Genomic DNA, 24609 nt, shown 5'->3' on the forward strand with positions numbered 1-24609 from the left:
TGAACGGAAAAGGAGTCTCGTGGCACTCACCACCGACGTCAAAGCAGAGCTCGTCAGCATTCGGAACGCACCCCCGACGGTGCGCGTCTCCGAGGTGACCGCCATCCTCCGATTCGCCGGGGGGCTCCACTCCATCGCCGGGCGTGTCGCTGTCGAGGCCGAGGTCGACGCCGAAACGCTCGCGCGTCGCGTCGCCCGCGATCTCGCCGAGATCTACGGCGTCCGCCCCGAGATCGCGCAGGTGCAGTCGAGCACCGCCAACGACGGCGCGCGGTGGGCGGTCCGCGTGATCGAATCGGGGGAGACCCTCGCTCGTCAGACCGGACTGCTCGACCAGCGTCGCCGTCCCGTTCGCGGCCTCCCGAACCGTCTCACCACCGGCTCCCGCTCCGAGCTCGCCGGCCTCTGGCGCGGCGCCTTCCTCGCCGCCGGCACGCTGAGCGAGCCGGGCCGCTCCGCGATGCTCGAGGTCGTCTGCCCCACGTCCGAAGCGGCGATGGCGCTCGTCGGCGCCGCCCATCGCCTCGGTGTCGCCGCGAAGGCGCGCGAAGTGCGGGGCATGCCGCGCGTCGTCGTGCGCGAGGGCGAGGCCATTCGCGGCATCCTCAACGAAATGGGTGCGCGCCGTACGGCCGTCGCCTGGGAGGAATTGCGGCAGCGCCGCGAGGTGCGGGCCGGCGTGAACCGGCTGGTGAACTTCGACGACGCGAACCTCCGCCGCTCGGCGCAGGCCGCCGTCGCCGCCTGCGCGCGCGTCGAGCGCGCCCTCGAGATCCTCGGCGACGAGGTCCCGGCGCACCTGAAGGTCGCGGGCGAGCTCCGTCTCGCGCACCGCGACGCCAGCCTCGACGAACTCGGTCACCACGCGGAGCCGCCCATGACGAAGGACGCCGTCGCCGGACGCATCCGCCGCCTCCTCGCCATGGCCGACAAGAAGGCCCAGAGCGACGGCGTGCCCGGCACCGAAGCGGCGGTCCCCGCCGGTTTGGACGTCTGAGACGATCGGTCCCACACGAGAGCCGACCCTGTCAAGGGGTCGGCTCTCTTCGTCATCCGACGGAAGGATCGGAGGCCGCCGGGCGTTGTCGTCACTAGGATGAGAGACGTCCGCTCCACGCCGCACTTCGGTGGCGCGGAGGATCGGCAAGCGCCGCGGCGCGGCGCGGATTGGATGAAAGCGATATGGCGACCTACACGCTCCCCGACCTCCCGTACGACTTCGCAGCCCTCGAGCCGCACATCAGCGGCAAGATCATGGAACTGCACCACGACAAGCACCACCAGACCTATGTCACCGGTGCCAACACGGCGCTCGAGCAGCTCGCCGAGGCGCGCGAGACCGGAAACCTCGCCAACGTGAACAAGCTCGAGAAGGACCTCGCGTTCAACCTCGGCGGTCACGTCAACCACTCCATCTTCTGGACCAACCTCTCGCCGAACGGCGGCGGCCAGCCCGAGGGCGAGCTGCGCGCGGCGATCGACGAGTTCTTCGGTTCGTTCGAGAAGTTCCAGGCGCACTTCACCGCTGCGGCGACCGGCATCCAGGGGTCCGGCTGGGCCGTTCTGAGCTGGGACCCGATCGGGGCCCGCCTCATCATCCAGCAGCTCTTCGACCAGCAGGCGAACACCGCGCAGGGCACGGTGCCGCTCTTCCAGCTCGACATGTGGGAGCACGCCTTCTACCTCGACTACCTCAACGTCAAGGCCGACTACGTCAAGGCCGCGTGGAACATCGCGAACTGGGAGAACGTCGCCCAGCGCTTCGAAGTGGCCCGCGAGAAGACCTCGGGCCTGCTGGTACTGTCGTAAACAAGACGGGCGTCCCGACGGGCGCAACGCCCGTCGGGACGCCGTCGTCCATGCTTCTCTAGTAGAAACCGCGCTCACGCGCACGAGAAATCAGGAGACCTGAGTGTCTGTCAAGATCGGTATCAACGGCTTCGGCCGTATCGGACGCAACTACTTCCGCGCGGCTCTCGCGCAGGGAGCGGACATCGAAATCGTCGCGGTCAACGACCTCACCGACAACAAGACCCTGGCGCACCTGCTGAAGTACGACTCGATCACGGGCCGCCTCGACGCCGACGTCACCTACGACGAGAACAGCATCACCGTCAACGGCAACGTCATCAAGGCTTTCGCCGAGCGCGACCCCGCGAACCTCCCCTGGGGCGAGCTGGGCGTCGACATCGTCATCGAGTCGACCGGCTTCTTCACCAAGGCCGAGCTCGCCAAGAAGCACATCGAGGCCGGCGCGAAGAAGGTCCTCATCTCGGCTCCCGCCACGGGGGACGACGCGACCATCGTGATGGGCGTGAACGAGGACACCTACAACCCCGAGACCGACCACATCATCTCGAACGCCTCGTGCACGACGAACTGCCTCGCGCCCCTGGCCAAGGTCTTCAACGACGCCTTCGGCATCGAGACCGGTCTGATGACGACGGTCCACGCCTACACGGCCGACCAGAACCTCCAGGACGGCCCGCACAGCGACCTGCGTCGTGCCCGTGCTGCCGCGATCAACATCGTCCCGACCTCGACCGGTGCCGCGAAGGCGATCGGCCTGGTCCTCCCGGAGCTCAAGGGCAAGCTCGACGGCTTCGCGCTGCGCGTGCCCGTGCCCACCGGCTCGATCACCGACCTCACGATCACCACGAAGAACCCGGTGACCATCGACGAGATCAAGGCGGCGTACAAGGCTGCAGCCGAGGGCCCCCTCAAGGGAATCCTCAAGTACACCGAGGACGAGATCGTCTCGAGCGACATCACGACCGACCCGCACTCGTCGATCTTCGACGCCGGTCTGCTGCGCGTCATCGGCAACCAGGTCAAGCTCTCCAGCTGGTACGACAACGAGTGGGGCTACTCCAACCGTCTCGTCGACCTGACCGAGTACGTCGCCGAGCGTCTCTGACTCTGCGCCCATGACTCTGCGCACCCTGGACTCGTTGGGTCCGCTCGAGGGCAAGCGCGTCATCGTCCGTTGTGACCTCAATGTCCCCCTGCGGGACGGGGCCATAACGGACGATGGTCGTGTACGCGCCTCGTTGCCGACCCTCAACGCACTCATCAACGCGGGCGCCCGCGTGGTGGTGTGCTCCCACCTCGGCCGCCCCGACGGCGCGCCCGACCCCCAGTACAGCCTCGCCCCGGTCGCCCAGCGGCTGTCGGAGCTGCTCGGCAAGCCGGTCGCGTTCGCGCGCGACACCGTCGGCGAGTCGGCGCAGGAAGCCGTCGCCGCCCTCGAAGACGGCGACGTCGTCGTCGTCGAGAACCTGCGGTTCAACGCGGGGGAGACCTCGAAGGACGACGAGACCCGCGCGGCGTTCGCCCGCGAGCTCGCGACGCTGGGCGACGTGCTCGTCTCGGACGGCTTCGGCGTCGTGCATCGCAAGCAGGCGAGCGTCTACGACCTCGCCGAGCTGCTGCCGTCGGCCGCCGGTCTGTTGATCGCGGCCGAGCTCGACGTCCTCGACCGTCTGACCGAGAACCCCGAGCGCCCCTACGCGGTCGTCCTCGGCGGTTCGAAGGTCAGCGACAAGCTCGGTGTGATCTCGCACCTGCTGCCGCGCGTGGATCGCATCCTCGTCGGCGGGGGGATGCTGTTCACCTTCCTCAAGGCGCAGGGGCACGACGTGGCCTCCAGCCTGCTCGAGGAGGATCAGCTCGACACCGTCCGCGGCTACATGCGCGAGGCGGAGGAGCGCGGGGTGGAGCTCGTGCTGCCCACCGACGTCGTCGTGGCGTCGTCGTTCTCGGCGGATGCCGACCACGAGGTCGCCGCGGCCGACGCGATCGGCGCGACCGCCTTCGGTGGATCGGGCATCGGGCTCGACATCGGGCCGCAGACCGCGGCGCGGTTCGCCGAGGTCATCCGGTCGTCGCGCACCGTGTTCTGGAACGGGCCGATGGGCGTGTTCGAGTTCGAGGCGTTCGCGGCAGGCACGAAGGCCGTCGCGCAGGCGTTGACCGAGGTCGACGGCCTCAGCGTCGTCGGTGGGGGAGACTCCGCCGCGGCCGTGCGTCAGCTCGGATTCGCCGACGACCGGTTCGGGCACATCTCGACCGGTGGCGGCGCGAGCCTCGAGTTCCTCGAGGGCAAGAAACTACCCGGCCTGGAGGTGCTCGGATGGCAGTGAACACCCGGACCCCGCTCATCGCGGGCAACTGGAAGATGAACCTCGACCACCTGCAGGCGGTCGCCTTCGTGCAGAAGCTGCACTGGACCCTGAAGGATGCGAAGCACGAGGAGGGCTCGGTCGAGGTCGCGGTGTTCCCGCCCTTCACCGACATCCGCAGCGTGCAGACGCTGATCGACGCCGACAAGATCCCGTTCGCCCTCGGTGCGCAGGATGTCTCGGCGCACGATTCCGGTGCGTACACCGGCGAGGTGTCCGGTGCGTTCCTCGCCAAGCTCGACGCGAAGTACGTCATCATCGGCCACTCGGAGCGCCGCGAGTATCACGCGGAGTCGGACGACATCGTCGCGGCGAAGGTGCAGGCCTCGCTGAAGCACGGTCTCGTGCCGGTCATCTGCGTGGGCGAGACGGCCGCAGACCTCGAGGAGTTCGGCGCCAGCGCCGTGCCGGTGGGTCAGCTGGAGAAGGCGCTCGCGAACGTGCCCGCCGCGGCGGACATCGTCGTGGCGTACGAGCCGGTCTGGGCGATCGGTTCGGGCCAGGCCGCGACGCCCCAGCAGGCTCAGGACGTCTGTGCGACCCTTCGCGGGGTCGTGGCGACGGCCCTGGGCGACGAGGCGGCGGCGCGCACGCGCATCCTCTACGGCGGTTCGGTCAAGGCGGCGAACATCGCCAGCTTCATGCGCGAGCCCGACGTCGACGGCGCCCTCGTGGGCGGTGCGAGCCTGGTCGTCGACGAGTTCGCGGCGATCATCCGCTTCGAGAAGCACGTCGGAGTGTGAGTGCGGCGGGGCTGCGGCCCCGCTGCACCGTATACTTGACCGTTACCGGGGCTGTCCTGCCCCAGCGAAAGGCTCTTTCCTCGTGGCAATTCTCGAGTTCGTCCTGCAGGTCGTGCTGGGTATCACCAGCGTCCTGCTGACCCTCCTCATCCTCTTGCACAAGGGTCGCGGTGGCGGCCTCTCCGACATGTTCGGCGGAGGCATGTCCTCGGCGGTCGGTTCGTCCGGCCTCGCCGAGCGCAACCTCAACCGCTTCACGGTCGTGCTGGCGCTGACCTGGTTCGTCGCGATCGTCGCGCTGGGCCTCATCACGAAGTTCGAGGTGATCTGATGGCCACCGGTGGAAACGCCATTCGCGGCACGCGCGTGGGCTCCGGCCCGATGGGCGAGCAGGACCACGGCTACCACGCCGACCGCATCGCGGTGTCCTACTGGGACGGCCTCGGCAATGAGACCGTGCGCTACTTCGCGGCCGGGCTGCCCGAAGAGGAGATACCCGAGATCATCGATCACCCGCAGTCCGGCCTCCCCGCCGGCCGCGACAAGGAGAACCCGCCGGCGGTCGCGAAGACCGAGCCGTACAAGACGCACCTCGCCTACGTGAAGGAGCGTCGGACGGACGAAGAGGCGGTCCAGCTGCTCGAGGATGCGCTGAACCAGCTGCGCGAGCGCCGCGGCCAGTGACTTGCGCCTGAACGACACGAAGAAGCCCCCGGGAGACCGGGGGCTTCTTCGTGTCGTGTCTCCGGGGATCAGCGGCATCCGTAGGCGGCGTCGATGTAGCTCTGCGGCGGGTACCCGTAGGCCCACACGCCGTTCGCGTCATCGGTGAACCCCATGCCGATCGCCCACGCCGTCGCCCACTTCTCGATGCTGTCCTGTGTGGACGAGTCGTACATGTCCTCGCACTTCACGCTGATCGCGTGACCGACCTCGTGCGCCACCAGCGCCTTGCTGCGAGCGGCGGGCCACTGCTCGGCGACCGAGTTCGACAGGAGCATGACCGAGCGGTCGGGCTCGTCCCACCACCACGTCGTGTAACCGCCCATGCTGCCCTGGTCTCCGTAACCGTTCACGATCGGCGCCCAGTCGAACTCGAGCAGCACGCCGGGCGCGAGCGAGCGTGCGAACGCCTCGATCTCGAGCCGCGCGGCGCGCAGGGGGCCGTCCTTCTCGGCGAGCTCCGCGGCTTCCGATTCCACGACCTTCGCGGCCGCGGCCTGCAGCTGCGCGAAGCGGGTCACCGCGTCGTCGTCCAACGCGGTCGGCGCGACAGTGGAGGATGCGGCGTTGCGCAGGGCGATGACGTCGTCGTTCCGGGCGGAGATGTGGGCGGTCTCGAAGGCGGCCGCCGCCGCCGACGCGCCGCTGATCACCGCCACACCCGCATCCGAGAGCTGCGCATCCGACGTCTCGACCGCGGCGGACTGCGCCTCTGCCTCGTCCTCGACGTCCGTCGCGTCCGACTGCGCCTGCTCGAGATCGTCTGCGCCCGCGAAGAGCTCCCAGAACCATCCGGGTTTCGTGGGCACGGCCGCCAACTCGGTGCCGAGGATCTCGTCGGTCGTGGTCGACACGTCGCCCGCATCAGCGACGGCCGTGTCGATCGCGTCCAGCGGAACGGCATCCATCAGCGCCCCGGTGTTCCCCGCGAGGAGCGCATCGGCGGAGGCGGCGGTGGCGGCGAGCTGCGCATCGGCGGCCTCGAGGTCGGCGAGGGCGCTCTGCGCATCCTCGCGTGCCGCGGTGTAGGCGGCGGCGGTGTCGTCGTACCGCAGGTTGGCGCTCGTCTGCACGGCGGCGAAGGCACCCCCGACGAGCACGGCCGCCGTGGCGCCGATGATCAGCCCGCGCGGCACTCGGCGACGTCGCCGCGCGGTCTCGTGCGCCGCGCCGCCGAACTGCGGTGGGAGCAGGTGGATGCCGGGGCCGGCCGGATGGGGCTGGCCGCTCTCGGATCGGAACGCATCGCTCACGGGCTTCCCCTCGTCCTGCCATCGTGCGATATTCCCCGAGTCTAGGAGAGGGAACGACGAAGGCCCCCATCTTTCGATGAGGGCCTTCTGCAGAGGGGCTGACGGGAATCGAACCCGCGTCATTAGTTTGGAAGACTAAGGCTTTACCATTAAGCTACAGCCCCGCTTTCCCGGGCGCAGGGCGCCGGTGGGGACTCATCGATCATAGCGGACGATCGGGTGTGCTCCCGTCCGTTAGACTCGTGGGGGCCGAATCTGCGCGCGGATTCCCCGGGGCGTAGCTCAGTTTGGTAGAGCGCCCGCTTTGGGAGCGGGAGGTCGCAGGTTCAACTCCTGTCGCCCCGACACGGCCCCCGAAGTCTCGCAGCCGCGGGTGCACCGCGGAGATCACAAGGAGAACACACCAGCATGGCGAACAGCACCGTCGAGAAGCTGACCCCGACCCGGGTCAAGCTCAGCATCACGGTCACCCCGGACGACCTCAAGCCCAGCATCGCGCACGCGTACGAGCACATCGCGCAGGACGTCCAGATCCCCGGCTTCCGCAAGGGCAAGGTGCCCGCGCCGATCATCGACCAGCGCATCGGCCGCGGTGCCGTGATCGAGCACGCCGTGAACGAGGGCCTCGACAAGTTCTTCCGCGACGCGACGGTCGAGCACAAGCTGCGCATCGTCGGCCGCCCGTCGGCCGAGATCACCCAGTGGCCGAACGAGAAGGACTTCTCGGGCGACCTGCTGGTCGACGTCGAGGTCGACGTCCGCCCCGAGATCGAGCTGCCCTCGTACGACGGCATCACCGTGACCGTCGACGCGGTCGAGGCCGACGACGCGGCGCTCGACGCCGAGCTCGAGAACATGCGCGCCCGCTTCGGCACCCTGGTGCCCGTCGACCGTCCCGCTGCGAAGGGCGACTTCGTCGAGCTCGACCTCGTCGCCACCATCGACGGCGCGGAGATCGACCGCGCCGAGGGCGTCTCCTACGAGGTCGGCTCCGGCGAGCTGCTCGAGGGCATCGACGACGCCATCGAGTCGCTGACGGCCGGTGAGGACACCACGTTCCGCTCGAAGCTGGTCGGCGGCGACCACGCCGGCTCTGAGGCCGAGGTGTCGGTGTCGGTCAAGGCCGTCAAGGAGCGCGAGCTCCCCGAGGCGGACGACGACTTCGCGCAGATCGCCAGCGAGTTCGACACGATCGCCGAGCTGCGGGCCAGCCTCGCCGAGCGCGTCGCACAGCAGGGCGTCTTCACGCAGGGCTCCGCGGCGCGCGACAAGCTCGTCGAGACGCTGCTCGAGCAGATCGAGATCCCCGTGCCGCCGCAGCTCATCGAGGACGAGGTGCACAACCACCTCGAGGGCGAGGGCCGTCTCGAGGACGAGGTGCACCGCGCCGAGGTGACCGAGGCGAGCGAGAAGCAGTTCCGCACGCAGGTGCTGCTCGACACGATCGCCGAGCAGGCCGACGTGCAGGTGTCGCAGGAGGAGCTGAGCCAGTACCTCGTCCAGGCCGCCGCGCAGTACGGAATGGCGCCGCAGGAGTTCGTCGAGGCGCTGCAGTCGTCGAACCAGCTGCCCGCCCTCGTCGGCGAGGTCGCACGCAACAAGGCGCTCGCCATCGCGCTCGGCAAGGTGAAGGTCGTCGACACCAACGGCAAGGCCGTCGATCTGTCCGACTTCATCGTGACCGACGACGAGGCCGAGCAGGGCGCCGAGTCCGAGGCTGCGGCCGAGGAGAAGCCCGCCAAGAAGCCGGCCGCGAAGAAGGCCCCGGCCAAGAAGGCAGCGGCCAAGAAGGACGACGCCGAGAAGGCGGACGCCGAGAAGCCCGCTGACGAGAAGCCGGCTGCCAAGAAGGCTCCGGCCAAGAAGCCGGCCGCCAAGAAGCCGGCCGCCAAGAAGGCTCCGGCCAAGAAGGATGCCGACACGGCGGAGTGATCATCGCGGTCAGCACGTGATCGTGTGGAGGGGCGGATGCTGCGGCATCCGCCCCTTTCCGTACCGACCGAAGGACGAGGATGAAGAGCTGGGAAGAACGGATCGACGAGGTCTGGGCGGATGCCTCCGGTGAGGAGGTCGGCGCCGAGACCATCGCGCGCATCGACGCCCTGGCGGCCGAGCGCGGGACGGACGACGGGCGGGCGGAGTTCGAGCGCGCCGGGGCCCGCGACTCCGCCGGCCTCCCGGCCGAGGCGGTCGCCCTGTATCGACGCGCTCTCGCGCTCGGTCTCGACGACGAGCATCGCCCGCAGTGCGTGGTGCAGCTGGCGAGTTCGCTGCGCAACCTCGGGGAGTACTCCGCGGCGCTCGAGGTGCTGGACGACGAACAGGATCGTGCGCCGGGCGGGCGCTACAGCGACGCCATCGCGACCGTGCGCGCCCTCGTGCTGGCCAGCGCCGGGCGGCCCGCGGCGGGCCTGTCCGTCGCGCTCCTCGCTCTCGTGCCGCACCTGCCGCGCTATCACCGCTCGATGACCGCCTACGCGCTCGAGATCGCCGACCGCGACACCTGATATGCCGACGGCGAACACGGGCGGAGGGTTCCGTCCGCGCCGGTAGATTCGAATCACCGAAACACGGAAACAGGAGCTGACATGGCTGCAGAACCCCTTGTCGCGACGAGCGTCTTCGACAGGCTGCTCAAAGATCGCATCATCTGGCTGGGCTCGGAGGTGCGTGACGAGAACGCCAACGAGATCTGCGCGAAGATCCTTCTTCTCGCCGCAGAGGACTCGGAAAAGGACATCTACCTCTACATCAACTCGCCCGGTGGATCGATCACCGCAGGTATGGCGATCTACGACACGATGCAGTTCGTCCCGAACGACATCGTGACCGTCGGCATCGGCATGGCCGCCTCGATGGGCCAGCTGCTCCTCACGAGCGGCACCAAGGGCAAGCGTTACATCACCCCGAACGCGCGCGTGCTGCTCCACCAGCCGCACGGCGGCTTCGGCGGAACCGCGAGCGACATCCAGACGCAGGCTCAGCTGATCCTGTCGATGAAGAGCCGTCTCGCTGAGATCACCGCCGGTCAGACGGGCAAGAGCGTCGAGCAGATCAACGCCGACGGCGACCGCGACCGCTGGTTCACCGCCGAGGAGGCGCTCGAGTACGGCTTCGTCGACCACATCCGCGAGCACGCCACCGACGTGACCGGTGGCGGCGGCACGGGCGCCGAGTGACGGATTCGAGGAGACAACGCATGTACACACCCACGTTCCAGTCCGCCGGTAACCTGCCCTCCAGCCGCTACGTGCTCCCGCAGTTCGAAGAGCGCACCGCATACGGCTTCAAGCGCCAGGACCCGTACAACAAGCTGTTCGAAGACCGGGTCATCTTCCTCGGCGTCCAGGTCGACGACGCGTCAGCCGACGACGTCATGGCGCAGCTGCTGGTGCTCGAGAGCCAGGACTCCGAGCGCGACATCACCATGTACATCAACTCGCCCGGCGGCTCGTTCACCGCGATGACGGCGATCTACGACACGATGCAGTACGTCGCGCCGCAGATCCAGACCGTCGTTCTCGGTCAGGCGGCCTCCGCTGCGGCGGTGCTGCTGGCAGCCGGTGCCCCCGGAAAGCGCCTGGCGCTGCCGAACGCCCGCGTGCTGATCCACCAGCCCGCGATGGGCGAGGCCGGTCATGGTCAGGCGTCGGACATCGAGATCCAGGCGGCGGAGATCCTCCGCATGCGCACCTGGCTCGAGGAGACCCTCGCCGGTCACACCAAGAAGTCGGTCGAAGAGGTGAACCGCGACATCGATCGCGACAACATCCTCTCGGCCACCCAGGCTCTCGAGTACGGCATCGTCGACCAGGTGCTCACCACGCGCAAGCGCGCCTGAGTCTGCGCCACGAACGGGGCGTCGGTCTTCGGACCGGCGCCCCGTCGTCGTCTCCACCAGATGTGCGACAGCATCCGAGAATCTGCTCATATGAGCACTCATGTGCGCCGAAGCGGCTGACACCGTACCCTGGGGGAGGAGAGGAGGATGCCGTGGAAGACGAACTGCTGATGGTCCGGGTCGCCGAGCTGTACTACGACGAGGACAAGACGCAGGACGAGATCGGCGGTCTCCTCAAGATCTCGCGCTGGAAGGTCGGGCGTCTGCTCACCCAGGCGCGGGAACGCGGCATCGTCCGCATCGAGATCGTGCACCCGCGGGCCCGACGCCTGGGACTCGAGCGCGAGCTCGTCGAACGCTTCGGCCTCTCCGACGCCGTGGTCGTGCCCTCGCCGGACGGCGACGACGGCACTCTCGAGCGCGTGGCGCAGGCCGCCGCCGACTTCCTCGCCGCGCTCCGGCCGGTTCCGCGCACGCTCGGTGTGAGCTGGGGTCGCACGCTCCGCGCGGTCGCCGAGGCCCTGCCCGTGGACTGGGCGCACGGCGTCTCGGTGGTGCAGCTCAACGGCGGCGTGAGCCTGAACCGCCGCTCCGGCGGTGCCGCCGGTCTCGCGGTGACCATCGCGCAGCGCGGCAACGGCCAGGTGTCGCTCCTGCCGAGCCCGGCGATCCTCGAACGTGTCGAGACGAAGCGCGCGATCGAGGCGGACCGCACCGTGGCCGCCGTTCTCGAACAGGCGGCCGATGCGCAGGCCTTCCTGTTCACCGCCGGCCCCTGCGACGCCACGTCCGCCCACGTCGAGAACGGCTATCTGAGCGCCGCCGACGTCGAGGAGCTCGCCCGTCGAGGCGCGGTCGGCGATGTGCTCGGCCGCTACGTCGACGCCGAGGGGAACATCGTCGACGCGCAGCTCGACGAACGCACGGTCGGGGTCGACCTCGACCGACTGCGCGGCGCCCCGCGCGCGATCTTCGTCACCGCCGGCGCCGCCAAGCACGACGTCGCCCGCACCGTGGTGGCCAATGGCCTCTGCGGGGTCGTGGTGACCGATGAGACCACAGCACGAGCATTGTTGGAGGAACGATGACGACCAAAGAACTCGCTCGCCGGACGGCGGTGGACGTGCTCGGCGGAGACCCCGACGACGCGACGCTCCGCCGCTTCCTGCACGGACTGCCGGGCGTCGATGCCGTCGGGCTCGAACAGCGCGCCGCCGGCTTGGGCACGCGGTCGATCAAGACCACGTCCAAAGCCTGGGCCCTCGACACGATCATCCGCCTGATCGACCTGACCACGCTGGAGGGCGCCGACACTCCCGGCAAGGTGCGCTCGCTGGTCGCCAAGGCGAAGAACCCGGATGCCGCCGACCCGAGCACCCCGAAGGTCGCCGCTGTCTGCGTGTACGGCGACATGGTCGCGGACGCCGTCGACGCGCTGGGCGCTCAGCACGGCGACCCCGACGACGGGCTCATCTCGGTGGCCGCGGTGGCGACGGCCTTCCCCAGCGGTCGTTCATCGCTCGCGATCAAGCTCGCCGACACGGCGGAGGCGGTCGCCGCGGGGGCGGACGAGATCGACATGGTCATCGACCGCGGGGCGTTCCTGTCGGGTCGGTACGGGCTCGTCTTCGACCAGATCGCCCAGGTCAAGGAGGCGTGCCGCCGTGAGGACGGGACGTACGCCTCGCTCAAGGTGATCCTCGAGACCGGCGAGCTCAACACCTACGACAACATCAAGCGCGCGTCGTGGCTCGGCATCCTCGCGGGCGGCGACTTCATCAAGACGTCGACGGGCAAGGTGCAGCCCGCAGCCACCCTGCCGACGACGCTGCTCATGCTCGAGACGGTGCGCGACTGGCACCGAGGCACCGGGCAGCGCATCGGCGTGAAGCCCGCCGGCGGCATCCGCTCCTCGAAGGACGCGATCAAGTACCTCGTCACCGTCGCCGAGACCGTGGGGGAGGAGTGGCTGCAGCCGCACCTGTTCCGCTTCGGCGCATCGAGCCTGCTCAACGACGTGCTCCTGCAGCGGCAGAAGCTCACCACCGGCCACTACTCCGGCTCCGACTACGTCACGATCGACTGACGGGAAGAACGCACATGTCATTTCTGGAATACGCTCCCGCGCCGGAATCCACGGCGCTGCTGAACCTCAAGGACAGCTACGGCCTGTTCATCGACGGTCAGTTCGTCGACGGCTCTGGCGACGGCTTCACCACCATCTCGCCGGCCACGGAGCAGCGCATCGCCGAGATCGCGAGCGCGTCGGAGGCGGACGTCGACCGTGCCGTCGCCGCCGCGCGACGGGCCTATGAGAAGACCTGGTCGCGCATGAGCGGTCGCGATCGCGGGAAGTACCTCTTCCGCATCGCGCGGCTCGTGCAGGAGCGCGCCCGCGAGCTCGCGGTCGCCGAGAGCCTCGACAACGGCAAGCCCATCAAGGAGAGCCGCGATGTCGACGTGCCGCTGGTCGCCGCCTGGTTCTTCTACTACGCGGGGTGGGCCGACAAGCTCGACCACGCGGGCCTCGGCGCGAACCCGCAGTCGCTCGGGGTCGCGGGCCAGGTCATTCCGTGGAACTTCCCGCTGCTCATGCTGGCGTGGAAGGTCGCCCCGGCCCTCGCCGCCGGCAACACCGTGGTGCTGAAGCCCGCCGAGACGACACCGCTCACGGCGCTGATCTTCGCGGAGATCCTGCAGCAGGCCGATCTGCCGGCGGGTGTCGTCAACATCGTCACCGGTGCCGGCGCGACCGGCGCCGCGCTCGTCCGCCACCCCGACGTCGACAAGGTCGCCTTCACCGGGTCGACCGGCGTGGGCCGCGACATCGCACGAGCGGTCGCGGGGACCGACAAGAAGCTGACGCTCGAACTCGGCGGCAAGGCCGCGAACATCGTCTTCGACGACGCGCCGATCGACCAGGCCGTCGAGGGCATCGTGAACGGCATCTTCTTCAATCAGGGGCACGTGTGCTGCGCCGGCAGCCGGCTGCTCGTGCAGGAATCGATCCACGACGAGGTCATCGATCGGCTGAAGTCGCGGCTCACGACGCTGCGCCTCGGCGACCCGCTCGACAAGAACACCGATATCGGCGCCATCAACTCGGCTGCGCAGCTGGCCCGCATCCGCGAGCTCAGCGACATCGGCGAGGCCGAGGGTGCCGAGCGGTGGACCGCCGACTGCGCCATCCCCGAGAAGGGCTTCTGGTTCGCCCCGACCATCTTCACCGGCGTCGAGGCCTCGCACCGCATCGCCCGCGACGAGGTGTTCGGCCCGGTGCTGTCGGTCCTGACCTTCCGTACCCCGGCCGAGGCGATCGCCAAGGCCAACAACACCCCCTACGGCCTCTCGGCGGGCATCTGGTCCGACAAGGGGTCGCGCATCCTCGCCGTGGCCGACCGGCTGCGCGCCGGAGTGGTATGGGCGAACACGTTCAACCGCTTCGACCCGTCGAGCCCGTTCGGCGGATACAAGGAGTCCGGATACGGCCGTGAGGGCGGCCGTCAGGGTCTCACCGCCTACCTGAAGGGAGCGTCAGCATGAGCAAGCGTCTGACCGTGCCGAAGACCTACAAGCTCGCCATCGGCGGCGCGTTCCCCCGGAGCGAATCGGGGCGCACCTACGAGGTGGTCTCGCCAAAGGGCGGGTTCCTGGCGAACGCCGCGAAGGCGTCGCGCAAGGACGCGAGGGATGCGGTCGTCGCCGCTCGCGCCGCGGTGAAGGGGTGGTCGGGGGCGACCGCCTACAACCGAGGGCAGGTGCTCTATCGCGTCGCCGAGGTGCTCGAGGGGCGCCGCGCGCAGTTCATCGACGAGATCATGGCGCAGGAGGGCCTGTCGGATCGGGCCGCCGCGGCGCAGGTCGACGAAGCGATCGATCTGTGGGTCTGGTATGCCGGCTGGTGTGATAAGTACGCGCAGGTGGCCGGAAACGCGAACCCGGTGGCGGGACCCTACTTCAACATCACGGTGCCCGAGCCGACGGGTGTCGTCGCGATCGTCGCCCCGCAGGACTCGTCGCTGCTGGGGCTGGTCTCCGTCGTCGCCCCCGCGCTCGTCGCGGGCAACGCGGTCGTGGTCGTGGCGAGCGAGCGGTACCCCCTGTCGGCCATCAGCCTCGCCGAGGTGCTCGCCACGAGCGACGTGCCCGGCGGCGTGGTGAACGTGCTGACCGGGTCGCCGGCCGAGATCGCGCCGTGGCTCGCATCCCACCAGGACGTGAACGCTCTCGACCTCGCGGGTGCCGGTGCGCTCGACTGGGTCGACCTGCAGATCGCCGCCGCCGACACCCTCAAGCGGGTGCTGTCGCCCGGCGCGGTCGTCGCATCGCCCGAGCGCATCGCCGCGTTCACCGAGGTCAAGACCGTCTGGCACACGAAGAGCATGGTCTGATCTCCGCATCCGCCAGGAGGGCCGGCCCGCCGCACTGCGCGGGCCGGCCCTTCGGCCGTGCGGCGTGACACGGACGGCCGCCAATGCGTCCCGCTGTCGGATGCAGAGGTTAGGCTCGGAGGACGATCTCTGATCTCCCCACTAGGAGGACGCGCATGGCCCGTATCGGTGAAAGCGCTGACCTGTTCAAGTGCTCGTTCTGCGGAAAGAGCCAGAAGCAGGTGCAGCAGCTCATCGCCGGCCCCGGCGTATACATCTGCGACGAGTGCGTCGAGCTCTGCAACGAGATCATCGAGGAGCGGATGGCCGAGTCGTCCGCCGAGGGCGTCGCGGAGTTCGATCTGCCCAAGCCGCGAGAGATCTTCTCGTTCCTCGAGGAGTACGTCGTCGGGCAGGAGCCCGCGAAGAAGGCCCTCGCCGTCGCGGTCTACAACCACTACAAGCGCGTCCGCGCCCACGGCACGCTGCAGCCCGCCGAGCAGAAGGCGGACGAGATCGAGATCGCGAAGAGCAACATCATGCTCATCGGGCCGACCGGTTGCGGCAAGACCTACCTCGCGCAGACCCTGGCCAAGCGGCTCAACGTGCCGTTCGCCGTCGCCGATGCCACCGCGCTGACCGAGGCCGGGTACGTGGGCGAAGACGTCGAGAACATCCTGCTCAAGCTCATCCAGGCTGCGGACTACGACGTGAAGCGCGCCGAGCAGGGCATCATCTACATCGACGAGATCGACAAGGTCGCGCGCAAGGCCGAGAATCCGTCGATCACCCGCGACGTGTCGGGAGAGGGCGTCCAGCAGGCCCTGCTCAAGATCCTCGAGGGCACGGTCGCCTCGGTCCCGCCGCAGGGCGGCCGCAAGCATCCGCACCAGGAGTTCCTGCAGATCGACACGACGAACGTGCTGTTCATCGTCGCCGGCGCGTTCGCCGGACTCGAGGACATCGTGTCGGCCCGGGTCGGCAAGCACGGCATCGGATTCGGTGCGCCTCTGCACGACAAGGGCAAGGACATCGACCTCTTCAGCGAGGTGCTGCCGGACGATCTGCACAAGTTCGGTCTCATCCCCGAGTTCATCGGTCGTCTTCCCGTGATCGCCTCGGTCTCGCCGCTCGACCAGGAGGCGCTCATCGACATCCTCACCGGGCCGCGCAACGCCCTGGTGAAGCAGTATCAGCGCATGTTCCAGCTCGACGGTGTGGAGCTGGAGTTCGATGACGACGCGCTGCGTTCGATCGCCGACCTCGCAGTCGAGCGGAAGACCGGTGCCCGCGGTCTCCGCGCGATCCTCGAGGACGTGCTCGGTCCGATCATGTTCGAGATCCCGTCGGCCGAAGACGTCGCGAAGGTCATCGTCACCCGCGCGTCCGTCGATGAGGGCGCCCCGCCCACCATCGTCATGGAGCGCAAGCGCAAGAGCGCCTGAGTTCCCTCCCCGCACGCAGAGGCCCCGACATCGACGATGCCGGGGCCTCTGCGTTCTCGGTGTCAGTCCTCGAAGGGACGGGCGACGACCTCGCCGGTCCGGGTCTGAAGAACCTCCCACCCGGCGTCGAGCTCGGCGATCGCGCGCCCCTCGAGCCAGGTGAGGGTCCAGTGGCCGGTCAGCCCGCGCCCCTCCACCTCGGCGATCGCCGGGCGGAGGGCGGCGGGGACCGACGCCGGAGCTTCGGTGCCGGTGGCCCAGCGCGTGCCCAGCTGCATCACGGCGCCTCCACCGGGGCCAGCTCGATCGCGGAGACCGCGAACTGCTCGCCCTCGACGAAGGACAGGTCGGCGATGCGGCCGACGGCGCGCAGATCGTCCGCGGCGGCACGCAGCGCGTCGAGCTTCGCGGTCGGCGCCACGATCTCGGCACGGCTCACCGGCGTCTTCTGCGAGGCCTTCGCCTCGGTCTTCGCGCGGCGGATGCCGATGAGCGCCTCGCTGGCCGCGGCGAGCACAGCGGTGTCGCCGTCGATGCCCCGCGGCTCCGGCCAGACAGCGGTGTGGATCGAGCCCTCCTCGAACCACGACCACGCCTCCTCGGTGGCGAACGAGAGCACCGGCGCGAGCAGACGGAGCAGGGTCGAGAGGGCGAGGCGCAGCGCCAGGGCAGCGGATGCCTGTCCCACGTCGTTCTGGTTGTAGGCGCGCTCCTTGACGAGCTCGAGGTAGTCGTCGCAGAAGGTCCAGAAGAACGCCTCCGTGACCTCCAGTGCGCGCGCCTGGTCGTAGTTCTCGAACGCGGTGGTCGCCTCGGCGACGACGCCGTCGAGCGCGGTGAGCATGGACGCGTCCAGCGCGTGCGTCACCTGGGCGCCCTCGGGAACGGGGAACGACAGCACGAACTTCGCGGCGTTGAGCACCTTGATCGCGAGGCGCCGGCCGATCTTGACCTGGGTCGGGTTCTGCGGGTCGAATGCGGCGTCCGCTCCGAGACGGCTCGAGGCGGACCAGTAGCGCACGGCATCCGATCCGTGCGTGTCGAGGATGTCGGCCGGGGTGACGACGTTGCCCTTCGACTTCGACATCTTCTTGCGGTCGGGGTCCACGATGAAGCCGCTGATCGCGGCGTTGCGCCACGGCGAGCGGCCGTCTTCGAGGACCGAGCGCAGCATGGTCGAGAAGAGCCAGGTCCGGATGATGTCCTGCCCCTGGGGCCGCAGGTCGAAGGGGGCCGTGAGGTTCCACAGCTCCTCGTCGCGCTGCCAGCCACCCGCGAGCTGCGGGGTGAGCGACGAGGTCGCCCACGTGTCGAAGATGTCGGCCTCCGCGTCGAAGCCGCCGGCCGCGCCGCGCTGCTCTTCGGTGTACCCCGGGGGCACGTCCGTCGTCGGGTCGATGGGCAGCGAAGCGGCGTCGGGCACGATGACGCGGTCGTAGTCGCGCTCGCCGTTCTCGTCGAGGCCGTACCAGAGGGGGATCGGCACGCCGAAGAACCGCTGTCGCGAGACCAGCCAGTCGCCGGTCAGGCCGCCGACCCAGTTCTCGTAGCGCACGCGCATGAACTCCGGATGCCAGTTCAGCTCGGCGCCGTGGGAGAGCAGCTGGTCGCGCAGCTCGCCGTCGCGCGCACCGTTGCGGACGTACCACTGGCGCGTCGACACGATCTCGAGCGGCCGGTCGCCCTTCTCGAAGAACTTCACGGCGTGAGAGAACGGCTTGCCGACGGCCGTCATGTCGCCCGTCTCCTGCAGCTTCTCGACGATCGCCTTGCGGGCGCTGAACACGGTCTTGCCGCCGACCTCTGCGGCGTACCAGGCGCGGGCATCGCCTTCGGCGACCGTCGTCGGAGCCTCCGGCAGGAATCGGCCGTCGAGGCCGATCGTCGTCATGTTCGGCAGCGACTCGCCGTCGCTCGTGCGCAGCTCGCGCCACCAGATGATGTCGGTCACGTCACCGAAGGTGCAGACCATCGCCGCGCCGGTGCCCTTGTCGGGCTGCGCGAGGTGGTGCCCGTGGATCTCGATCTCGGCGCCGAAGAAGGGCGTGCGCACCTTCGTGCCGATGAGGTGCTTGTGAGGGCCCTCGGGGTGGGTGACGATCGCGATGCACGCGGGCAGCAGCTCGGGGCGGGTGGTGTCGATGGCGATCGAGCCCGAGCCGTCCGCGAAGGGGAACTCGATGGTGTGGTACGCGGCCTGCTGGTCGCGGTCCTCGAGCTCGGCCTGCGCGATGGCCGAGCGGAAGTCGATGTCCCACAGCGTCGGCGCGAGAGCCTGGTACGCCTCGCCGCGCTCGAGGTTGCGCAGGAAGGCGAGCTGGCTCTGCCGGATCGTGTCGTCGGAGATCGTGCGATAGGTCTGCGTCCAGTCGACGCTCAGCCCGAGCTGGCGGAACAGAGCCTCGAACTGCTTCTCGTCCTCGATGGTGAGCCGTTCGCAGAGTTCGATGAAGTTGCGACGACTGATGGGCTTCTGGTCGGCCGCGCGGCTCGACTTGTTGTCGCCGCCCTCGAACGGGGGCGTGAAGTCGGCCTCGTACGGGAGAGACGGGTCGCACCGGACGCCGTAGTAGTTCTGCACGCGACGCTCGGTCGGGAGCCCGTTGTCGTCCCAGCCCATCGGGTAGAAGACGGTCTTGCCGCGCATGCGCTCGAACCGCGCCTTGACGTCGGTGTGCGTGTACGAGAAGACGTGCCCGATGTGCAGGCTGCCGGATGCCGTCGGCGGAGGGGTGTCGATCGAGTAGACGCCCTCGCGTCCGGCCTGCGCGGCACGCAGACGGTCGAACAGGTAGGTGCCCTGTTCCGCCCAGGCGGCGTCCCACTTCGCTTCGAGGCCTTCGAGTGCGGGCTTGTCGGGAATCGGGTTCTGCGACGTGTCTGACACGGACATGAGGTCTCCTCGAGCGATGTATGCGGCACTGTGTGAGCGTGCCTGAGTGTGGGTGTGCGCACCAGTCTATCGAGCGGGCCCGGCGGGGGTGGGATCGTCGGATCGACGGACAGATCGACTGCGTCCAAGAATCGGCCGTAGACTGGGGGAACCCCCGCCCGATCGTCTCGAGGAACCCTCATGCCTGCTGCATCCGTGCGCCGTCTCCTGCCCGCGGCGGCCCTCTTCGCCGCCACCGCTCTGGCGCTCAGCGCCTGCTCCGCATCGGGCGGCGACAGCGGCGACGGGGGCGAGCTGGTCTGGTTGATCGAGGGCGCGAACCTTTCGGCCGGGCACATGGACCCTCAGGTCAGCCAGCTCGACGTCTCGGGCATGGTGCAGCGGGCGGTGCTGGACTCGCTGGTCTTCCAGGAGGAGGACGGGACGTTCTCGCCCTGGCTCGCCACCGAGTGGAGCGTGTCGGACGACAGCACCGCGTACACCTTCACCCTGCGCGACGACGTGGCGTTCACCGACGGAGAGCCGTTCGACGCCGCCGCCGTCAAGGCGAACTTCGACCGCATCGTCGACCCCGAGACGGCGTCGGCGCAGGCCGCGAGCATGATGGGCGCCGACTTCTATGCGGGCACGGAGGTCGTCGACGACCACACGGTGACGGTGCGTTTCACCCAGCCCTATGCTCCGTTCCTGCAGGCGGCCAGCACCCCGCAGCTCGGCTTCTACTCGCCGAAGGTGCTGGAGGAGTCGGCCGACCAGCTCAAGGCCGGTGGTCCCGGCATCACGGTCGGCACGGGCCCGTACGAGCTGACCGAGTACACTCCCGACCAGGAGATCGTGTACACGCGCAACGACGACTACGCCTGGGGGCCGCACGGCGAGGATGCTCCCGCCGTCGAGACGCTGCGCGTCGAGATCCAGCCCGAGGCGTCGGTGCGCGCCGGCGTCGTGAAGAGCGGCGAAGCCGACCTCGCGAGCAACATCCCGCCGAACCTCGCCGGTGACCTCGGCGACGGCATCACCGTCGACTCGATCGAGTACCCGGGTCTGCCGTACTCGCTGTACCTCAACGAGAAGTACGGCGTGTTCGCCGACGAGAAGGTGCGCCAGGCCTTCGCACGCGGCATCGATGTCGACGCCGCCGTTGAGGAGATCTTCTTCGGACAGTTCCCCCGTGCGTGGAGCGTGCTCAGCTCCACCACCCCCGGCTACGACGCCGACGTGGAGGGCACCTGGGCCTTCGACCCCGACGAGGCGAACCGACTCCTCGACGAGGCCGGCTGGACTCAGCGCGACGCCGACGGCATCCGCATGAAGGACGGCGAGCGGCTCTCCGTGCGCTGGATCGCGTGGACCCCTGTGCCGGACGACCGGGCCGCTCTCGCGAACGCGATCCAGTCCGATCTGAAGAAGGTCGGTTTCGAGGTCGAGCGAGAGGTTCTCGAGCCGGGTGCGTACAACGAGCAGTACGAGCCGAAGACCTTCGACCTCACGGACTGGGGCTTCTCGGGAGTCGACCCCGACTTCCTGCGCTCGCACCTGCACACCGACGGATTCCAGAACGCCTCGCAGGTGACCGACCCCGCGATCGACGATCTGCTCGAGACGGCCGTCGCGACCAGCGACCAGACCCAGCGCGACGACATCTACACGCAGCTGCAGGAGTGGAACGCGACCTACACCGCGATCGTGCCCCTGTACAGCCCGTCGGCGATCACCGCGGTGGGCGAGCGCGTCGATGGGCTTCAGTACGACCTGTACGGACGACCGCTGTTCTACGATGTGACGGTCGGCTGACCCGGAGGTCGACACGGCGTGGAGGGAGAGCGGTGAAGGCTGCGCTCGTGCGGATCGCCGGTCTCGCCGCCTCCGTGGTCGTCGTGCTGTGGGGCGCCGCGACCGTGGCGTTCCTCGCATTCCGGGTGATCCCCGGCGACCCCGTGTCGGTCATGCTCGGCCCGCAGGCCCAGGTGAGCGACGCGGTCAAGGACAACATCCGCGCCGAGCTCGGTCTCGATCGCCCGCCGCTGCAGCAGTACCTCGACTACCTCGCCGGGTTGCTGCGCGGAGACCTCGGCGAGTCGTATCAATTGCGGATGCCGGTGACCGAGGTGATCGGGCGCCAGCTCGGCGCGACCCTGCAACTCTCGGCCCTGGCCCTCGTCATAGCGATTCTGCTCGCCCTGGCGGTCGCGCTGCTCGTGCGCGGCGACACGGGACGCGGCATCGCCGCCGGCGTCGAGCTCGTCGTGCTCTCGTCACCGGTGTTCTGGATCGGTCTCGTGCTGCTGAGCGTCTTCGCGTTCGGGCTGGGGTGGTTCCCCGTGTCGGGGGCGCGCAACCCGGCCACCCTCGTCCTTCCTGCGGTCACCCTCGCCCTGCCGGTGGCCGCTCTGCTCGGACAGGTGCTGCGGGACGGCCTCGTGCAGGCCGAACGACTGCCCTTCGCCGAGACGGTCCGCGCCCGCGGTGCCGGACCCGGCTGGTTCACGCTGCGGCACGGACTCCGACACGGCGCGTCGAGCGCCATCACCCTGACCGCGTATCTCACCGGCTCGGTGCTCGGCGGGGCGGTGCTCGTCGAGCAGGTGTTCGCGCGGCCCGGTCTCGGCCGGGTCACCCTTGCCGCGATCAGCGACCGCGACCTCCCCGTCATCACGGGGATCATCCTGCTCAGCGCCCTCGTGTTCGTGGTCGTCAACGTGGCGGTGGAACTCGTGCATCCGCTCCTCGATCCCCGTCTGCGCACCGCATCGACGCGGAGGGCGCGGTGACCGCCGGGCGGCGAGCGCTGCTCGGAGCCGCCGTCGCGGTGCTCGCGCTCGTGCTGCTGGCCGCGACGTTCCCCGCGCTCCTCGCGACCCACGACCCCGTGCTCACCGATGTGCGCGGCGCTTTGCTTCCGCCCAGCGCCGAGCATTGGTTCGGCACCGATCAGAGCGGCCGAGACGTGTACTCGAGGGTCGTGTTCGGCGCCGGTCGCTCGGTGGGCATCGGTCTGCTCGCCACGGCGATCGCGCTCGTGATCGGTCTGGCCGTGGGCGCGCTCGCCGGGATCGCGCCGCGGTGGATCGACGTCGCGCTGATGAGGGTCAACGACGTGCTCATGGCCTTCCCCGAGTTCCTCGTGGCCCTCGTCGTGATCGCCGTCCTCGGCCCCGGGCCCGTGAATGTCGCGGTCGCCGTCACCCTGGCCGCCGCGCCCGTGTACGTCCGCCTCGCACGTGTGCAGACACGGACGCTGCGTCTCGCCGAGCATGTCGAGGCCGCGCGCATCCTCGGCGTCCCCCGCGGCGCGGCGTTCCGACGCCACGTGCTGCCGGGCGTCGTCGGAGCGCTGAGCGTGCTCGCGACCATCGGCATCGGATCGAGCATCCTCGCGGCGTCCGGTCTGAGCTTCCTCGGACTGGGACCGAGCGAACCGACCCCCGAATGGGGCCTCATGCTGGCCGGGGGCCGCAACGTGCTCGGACAGGCGTGGTGGATCTCGGTGTTCCCGGGTGTCGCCATCACGCTCACCGTCGTGGCGGCGACCGTCGTGGGGCGCCTGCTGCGCGCCCGAGCGGAGGGGAGAGAGCGATGACCGCCGCTATCGAGGTCGAGAACGTCCGCATCGGCATCCGCGGCACCGAAGTGGTGCGGGGGCTCTCGCTCACCGTCTCGCCGGGGGAGTGCGTCGCCATCGTCGGGGAGTCGGGTGCGGGCAAGTCGCTCACGGCGCGGGCGCTGCTCGGACTCCACCCGCCGGGCGCGATCGTCACCGCCGATGTGCTGCGCGTCGACGGGGTCGACGTCCGCGGCGCGACCGAGCGCTCCTGGCGCCGCCTGCGCGGAGACGCGGTGGCGCTCGTCGCGCAGGACGCCCTGGTCGCCCTCGATCCGCTGCAGCGGATCGGCTCCGAGGTCGCGGAACCCCTCCGGGTGCACGGACGCGGGGGCGCCGGATTGCGCGACCGCGTGCGCGACCTGCTGCGGCGCGTCTGGATGCCGGAGCCGGAGCGGCGCGCGCGGCAGTTCCCGCACGAACTCTCGGGCGGCCTGCGCCAGCGCGCCCTCATCGCCTCGGCGCTCGCTGCCGACCCCGCCGCGCTGGTCGCCGACGAGCCCACCACCGCGCTCGACGCCACCGTGCAGGCGCGCATCCTCGACCTGCTGCGCGACATCGCCGACGAGGGGACCGCGGTGCTGTTCATCAGCCACGACTTCGCGGCGGTGCGCCGCATCGCCGACCGGGTGCTGGTGATGCGCGCGGGCGAGGTCGTCGAGCAGGGACCCGTCGACACGGTGCTCGGCGACCCGCAGCATCCCTACACCCGTCAGCTCATCGCGGCCACCCTCCACGCGCCGCGCGACACCCGTCCCGTGCTCTCGGAGCCCGTCCTCACGGTGCAGGGAGTGGCGAAGGCGTTCGACGGGGTGCCGGCGGTCGTCGACGCGCACGTCGAGGTGCGCGCGGGGCGCACGCTCGGGATCGTCGGCGAGTCCGGATCGGGCAAGACGACCCTGGCGCGGATCATCCTCGGAGTGGAACGGCCGGATGCCGGCGAGGTGCGCTGGCACGGCGCGCATCGCGTGCAGTTCGTGCACCAGAACCCGCTCGGGGCGTTCGACCCGCGGTGGACGGTCGGACGCTCACTGCGGGAGGCTCTGGCCGCCGGGGGAGTGCCGCGCGCTCTCCGTTCCGCCCGGGTGCGCGAGCTGCTCGCCGAGGTCGACCTCGATGCGGGCCTCGCCGACCGTCTGCCCGCGGCACTCTCCGGCGGACAGCGCCAGCGGGCGGCGATCGCGCGGGCGCTCGCCGCCGAGCCGGACGTTCTCGTACTCGATGAGCCGGTGTCCGCGCTCGACCCCTCGGTGCGTGAACGGGTCCTCCAGCTGCTGCTCCGGCTTCAACGCGATCGGAACCTCACCATGCTGTTCGTCTCGCACGACCTCGATGTCGTGGGTGCGGTGGCCGACGACGTCATCGTCCTGCAGGACGGGCGGATCGTCGAGCACGGCGTCGTGGCCGACGTCTTCGCCGCGCCGCAGCATCCGTTCACCCGCGAGCTCCTCGCGGCCTCCCGCCCCTGACCCGACCTGCAGGATCCGGCGCGGGGTGCGGGCGCGTACACTGGGAACACGAGCATCGATCCGGCCATCACCGGGGAGCTCTCGGAAGAA

At 69.5% G+C, this 24609-nt stretch carries 23 protein-coding genes and 2 tRNA genes; 21 read left to right on the forward strand and 4 right to left on the reverse strand.

The window, feature by feature from the left end; all coding sequences use genetic code 11:
* Positions 1-19: 19 nt before the first annotated feature.
* The 7 genes from whiA to AC3A3J_RS08640 all read left to right on the forward strand — a co-directional run bounded on the left by whiA (position 20) and on the right by AC3A3J_RS08640 (position 5608).
* On the forward strand, positions 20-997 hold the full coding sequence (whiA, locus tag AC3A3J_RS08610) for a DNA-binding protein WhiA (protein WP_487671887.1): 978 nt from the start codon (positions 20-22) through the stop codon (positions 995-997).
* 185 nt (positions 998-1182) lie between these two features.
* Complete coding sequence (locus AC3A3J_RS08615; protein WP_487671888.1) at positions 1183-1809, forward strand: superoxide dismutase; 627 nt, start codon at positions 1183-1185, stop codon at positions 1807-1809.
* 103 nt (positions 1810-1912) lie between these two features.
* The gene (gene gap, locus AC3A3J_RS08620; RefSeq protein ID WP_487671889.1) at positions 1913-2917 is read left to right on the forward strand and encodes a type I glyceraldehyde-3-phosphate dehydrogenase; all 1005 of its coding nucleotides are present in this window, start codon (positions 1913-1915) and stop codon (positions 2915-2917) included.
* A 10-nt stretch (positions 2918-2927) separates the two neighbouring features.
* On the forward strand, positions 2928-4142 hold the full coding sequence (locus AC3A3J_RS08625; RefSeq protein WP_487671890.1) for a phosphoglycerate kinase: 1215 nt from the start codon (positions 2928-2930) through the stop codon (positions 4140-4142).
* A complete protein-coding gene (tpiA, locus tag AC3A3J_RS08630; RefSeq protein ID WP_487671891.1) occupies positions 4133-4924 on the forward strand; it encodes a triose-phosphate isomerase in 792 nt (263 codons plus the stop codon). The genes AC3A3J_RS08625 and tpiA overlap by 10 nt, the downstream gene beginning before the upstream one ends.
* 82 nt (positions 4925-5006) lie before the next feature.
* Positions 5007-5255, forward strand: coding sequence for a preprotein translocase subunit SecG (gene secG / locus AC3A3J_RS08635; RefSeq protein WP_487671892.1), 249 nt, complete (start codon positions 5007-5009; stop codon positions 5253-5255).
* Positions 5255-5608: an RNA polymerase-binding protein RbpA gene (locus AC3A3J_RS08640; protein ID WP_487671893.1), complete on the forward strand. Its 354-nt coding sequence runs from the start codon at positions 5255-5257 to the stop codon at positions 5606-5608. The genes secG and AC3A3J_RS08640 overlap by 1 nt, the downstream gene beginning before the upstream one ends.
* Positions 5609-5676: 68 nt before the next feature.
* Here AC3A3J_RS08640 and AC3A3J_RS08645 read toward each other — a convergent pair whose 3' ends face one another.
* Together AC3A3J_RS08645 and AC3A3J_RS08650 are read right to left on the reverse strand one after the other, a co-directional pair.
* Positions 5677-6900, reverse strand: a complete 1224-nt coding sequence (locus AC3A3J_RS08645; protein WP_487671894.1) for a hypothetical protein — start codon at positions 6898-6900, stop codon at positions 5677-5679.
* A gap of 93 nt (positions 6901-6993) precedes the next feature.
* Positions 6994-7064 (reverse strand) — tRNA-Gly (locus AC3A3J_RS08650).
* Positions 7065-7171: 107 nt separating this feature from the next.
* Between AC3A3J_RS08650 and AC3A3J_RS08655 the strand changes: the two genes are divergently transcribed.
* The 10 genes from AC3A3J_RS08655 (at position 7172) to clpX (ending at position 16556) form a co-directional block, all read left to right on the forward strand.
* Positions 7172-7245: transfer RNA gene (locus AC3A3J_RS08655), tRNA-Pro, on the forward strand.
* A gap of 63 nt (positions 7246-7308) precedes the next feature.
* Complete coding sequence (gene tig / locus AC3A3J_RS08660) at positions 7309-8832, forward strand: trigger factor (RefSeq protein WP_487671895.1); 1524 nt, start codon at positions 7309-7311, stop codon at positions 8830-8832.
* An 80-nt stretch (positions 8833-8912) separates the two neighbouring features.
* The gene (locus tag AC3A3J_RS08665; RefSeq protein ID WP_487671896.1) at positions 8913-9407 is read left to right on the forward strand and encodes a tetratricopeptide repeat protein; all 495 of its coding nucleotides are present in this window, start codon (positions 8913-8915) and stop codon (positions 9405-9407) included.
* A gap of 81 nt (positions 9408-9488) precedes the next feature.
* Complete coding sequence (locus tag AC3A3J_RS08670; RefSeq protein ID WP_487671897.1) at positions 9489-10079, forward strand: ATP-dependent Clp protease proteolytic subunit; 591 nt, start codon at positions 9489-9491, stop codon at positions 10077-10079.
* 20 nt (positions 10080-10099) lie between these two features.
* On the forward strand, positions 10100-10741 hold the full coding sequence (locus AC3A3J_RS08675) for an ATP-dependent Clp protease proteolytic subunit (RefSeq protein WP_487671898.1): 642 nt from the start codon (positions 10100-10102) through the stop codon (positions 10739-10741).
* A gap of 152 nt (positions 10742-10893) precedes the next feature.
* Positions 10894-11829 carry a sugar-binding transcriptional regulator gene (locus tag AC3A3J_RS08680; protein ID WP_487671899.1) on the forward strand — a complete coding sequence of 312 codons (936 nt, stop codon included), beginning with the start codon at positions 10894-10896 and terminating at the stop codon, positions 11827-11829.
* Complete coding sequence (gene deoC, locus AC3A3J_RS08685) at positions 11826-12827, forward strand: deoxyribose-phosphate aldolase (protein ID WP_314647964.1); 1002 nt, start codon at positions 11826-11828, stop codon at positions 12825-12827. Before AC3A3J_RS08680 ends, deoC begins: the two co-directional genes overlap by 4 nt.
* A gap of 14 nt (positions 12828-12841) precedes the next feature.
* The gene (locus tag AC3A3J_RS08690) at positions 12842-14284 is read left to right on the forward strand and encodes an aldehyde dehydrogenase family protein (protein WP_487671900.1); all 1443 of its coding nucleotides are present in this window, start codon (positions 12842-12844) and stop codon (positions 14282-14284) included.
* Entirely contained in the window at positions 14281-15132 is an 852-nt protein-coding gene (locus AC3A3J_RS08695; RefSeq protein WP_487671901.1) for an aldehyde dehydrogenase family protein, read from the forward strand. The genes AC3A3J_RS08690 and AC3A3J_RS08695 overlap by 4 nt, the downstream gene beginning before the upstream one ends.
* A 155-nt stretch (positions 15133-15287) precedes the next feature.
* Positions 15288-16556: an ATP-dependent Clp protease ATP-binding subunit ClpX gene (gene clpX / locus AC3A3J_RS08700; RefSeq protein WP_487671902.1), complete on the forward strand. Its 1269-nt coding sequence runs from the start codon at positions 15288-15290 to the stop codon at positions 16554-16556.
* A gap of 62 nt (positions 16557-16618) precedes the next feature.
* Here the strand turns inward: clpX and AC3A3J_RS08705 are convergent, their stop codons facing one another.
* The gene (locus tag AC3A3J_RS08705) at positions 16619-16834 is read right to left on the reverse strand and encodes a hypothetical protein (RefSeq protein WP_487671903.1); all 216 of its coding nucleotides are present in this window, start codon (positions 16832-16834) and stop codon (positions 16619-16621) included.
* Positions 16834-19449 carry a valine--tRNA ligase gene (gene valS / locus AC3A3J_RS08710; protein ID WP_487671904.1) on the reverse strand — a complete coding sequence of 872 codons (2616 nt, stop codon included), beginning with the start codon at positions 19447-19449 and terminating at the stop codon, positions 16834-16836. The genes AC3A3J_RS08705 and valS overlap by 1 nt, the downstream gene beginning before the upstream one ends.
* 180 nt (positions 19450-19629) lie before the next feature.
* On the opposite strand from valS, the gene AC3A3J_RS08715 reads away from it, so the two are divergent.
* From AC3A3J_RS08715 to AC3A3J_RS08730, 4 genes are read left to right on the forward strand one after another with little or no spacing between them, the layout of a single operon-like run.
* Positions 19630-21243 (forward strand): ABC transporter substrate-binding protein, encoded by a 1614-nt coding sequence (locus AC3A3J_RS08715; protein ID WP_487671905.1) that lies wholly within the window; start codon positions 19630-19632, stop codon positions 21241-21243.
* Positions 21244-21275: 32 nt separating this feature from the next.
* Positions 21276-22220, forward strand: a complete 945-nt coding sequence (locus AC3A3J_RS08720; RefSeq protein WP_487671906.1) for an ABC transporter permease — start codon at positions 21276-21278, stop codon at positions 22218-22220.
* Positions 22217-23029 (forward strand): ABC transporter permease, encoded by an 813-nt coding sequence (locus tag AC3A3J_RS08725; protein WP_487671907.1) that lies wholly within the window; start codon positions 22217-22219, stop codon positions 23027-23029. The genes AC3A3J_RS08720 and AC3A3J_RS08725 overlap by 4 nt, the downstream gene beginning before the upstream one ends.
* Complete coding sequence (locus AC3A3J_RS08730; RefSeq protein ID WP_487671908.1) at positions 23026-24519, forward strand: ATP-binding cassette domain-containing protein; 1494 nt, start codon at positions 23026-23028, stop codon at positions 24517-24519. The genes AC3A3J_RS08725 and AC3A3J_RS08730 overlap by 4 nt, the downstream gene beginning before the upstream one ends.
* Positions 24520-24609 lie beyond the last annotated feature (90 nt).

The organism is Microbacterium sp. Soil_N32 (assembly GCF_057655505.1).

Coding starts and splice junctions, on each gene's coding strand:
- AC3A3J_RS08615 (WP_487671888.1), top strand. CDS start 1,183: ATGGCGACCTACACGCTCCCCGACCTCCCGTACGACTTCGCAGCCCTC.
- AC3A3J_RS08625 (WP_487671890.1), top strand. CDS start 2,928: ATGACTCTGCGCACCCTGGACTCGTTGGGTCCGCTCGAGGGCAAGCGC.
- tpiA (WP_487671891.1), top strand. CDS start 4,133: ATGGCAGTGAACACCCGGACCCCGCTCATCGCGGGCAACTGGAAGATG.
- AC3A3J_RS08640 (WP_487671893.1), top strand. CDS start 5,255: ATGGCCACCGGTGGAAACGCCATTCGCGGCACGCGCGTGGGCTCCGGC.
- tig (WP_487671895.1), top strand. CDS start 7,309: ATGGCGAACAGCACCGTCGAGAAGCTGACCCCGACCCGGGTCAAGCTC.
- AC3A3J_RS08665 (WP_487671896.1), top strand. CDS start 8,913: ATGAAGAGCTGGGAAGAACGGATCGACGAGGTCTGGGCGGATGCCTCC.
- AC3A3J_RS08670 (WP_487671897.1), top strand. CDS start 9,489: ATGGCTGCAGAACCCCTTGTCGCGACGAGCGTCTTCGACAGGCTGCTC.
- AC3A3J_RS08675 (WP_487671898.1), top strand. CDS start 10,100: ATGTACACACCCACGTTCCAGTCCGCCGGTAACCTGCCCTCCAGCCGC.
- deoC (WP_314647964.1), top strand. CDS start 11,826: ATGACGACCAAAGAACTCGCTCGCCGGACGGCGGTGGACGTGCTCGGC.
- AC3A3J_RS08690 (WP_487671900.1), top strand. CDS start 12,842: ATGTCATTTCTGGAATACGCTCCCGCGCCGGAATCCACGGCGCTGCTG.
- AC3A3J_RS08695 (WP_487671901.1), top strand. CDS start 14,281: ATGAGCAAGCGTCTGACCGTGCCGAAGACCTACAAGCTCGCCATCGGC.
- clpX (WP_487671902.1), top strand. CDS start 15,288: ATGGCCCGTATCGGTGAAAGCGCTGACCTGTTCAAGTGCTCGTTCTGC.
- AC3A3J_RS08705 (WP_487671903.1), bottom strand. CDS start 16,834: ATGCAGCTGGGCACGCGCTGGGCCACCGGCACCGAAGCTCCGGCGTCG.
- valS (WP_487671904.1), bottom strand. CDS start 19,449: ATGTCCGTGTCAGACACGTCGCAGAACCCGATTCCCGACAAGCCCGCA.
- AC3A3J_RS08715 (WP_487671905.1), top strand. CDS start 19,630: ATGCCTGCTGCATCCGTGCGCCGTCTCCTGCCCGCGGCGGCCCTCTTC.
- AC3A3J_RS08730 (WP_487671908.1), top strand. CDS start 23,026: ATGACCGCCGCTATCGAGGTCGAGAACGTCCGCATCGGCATCCGCGGC.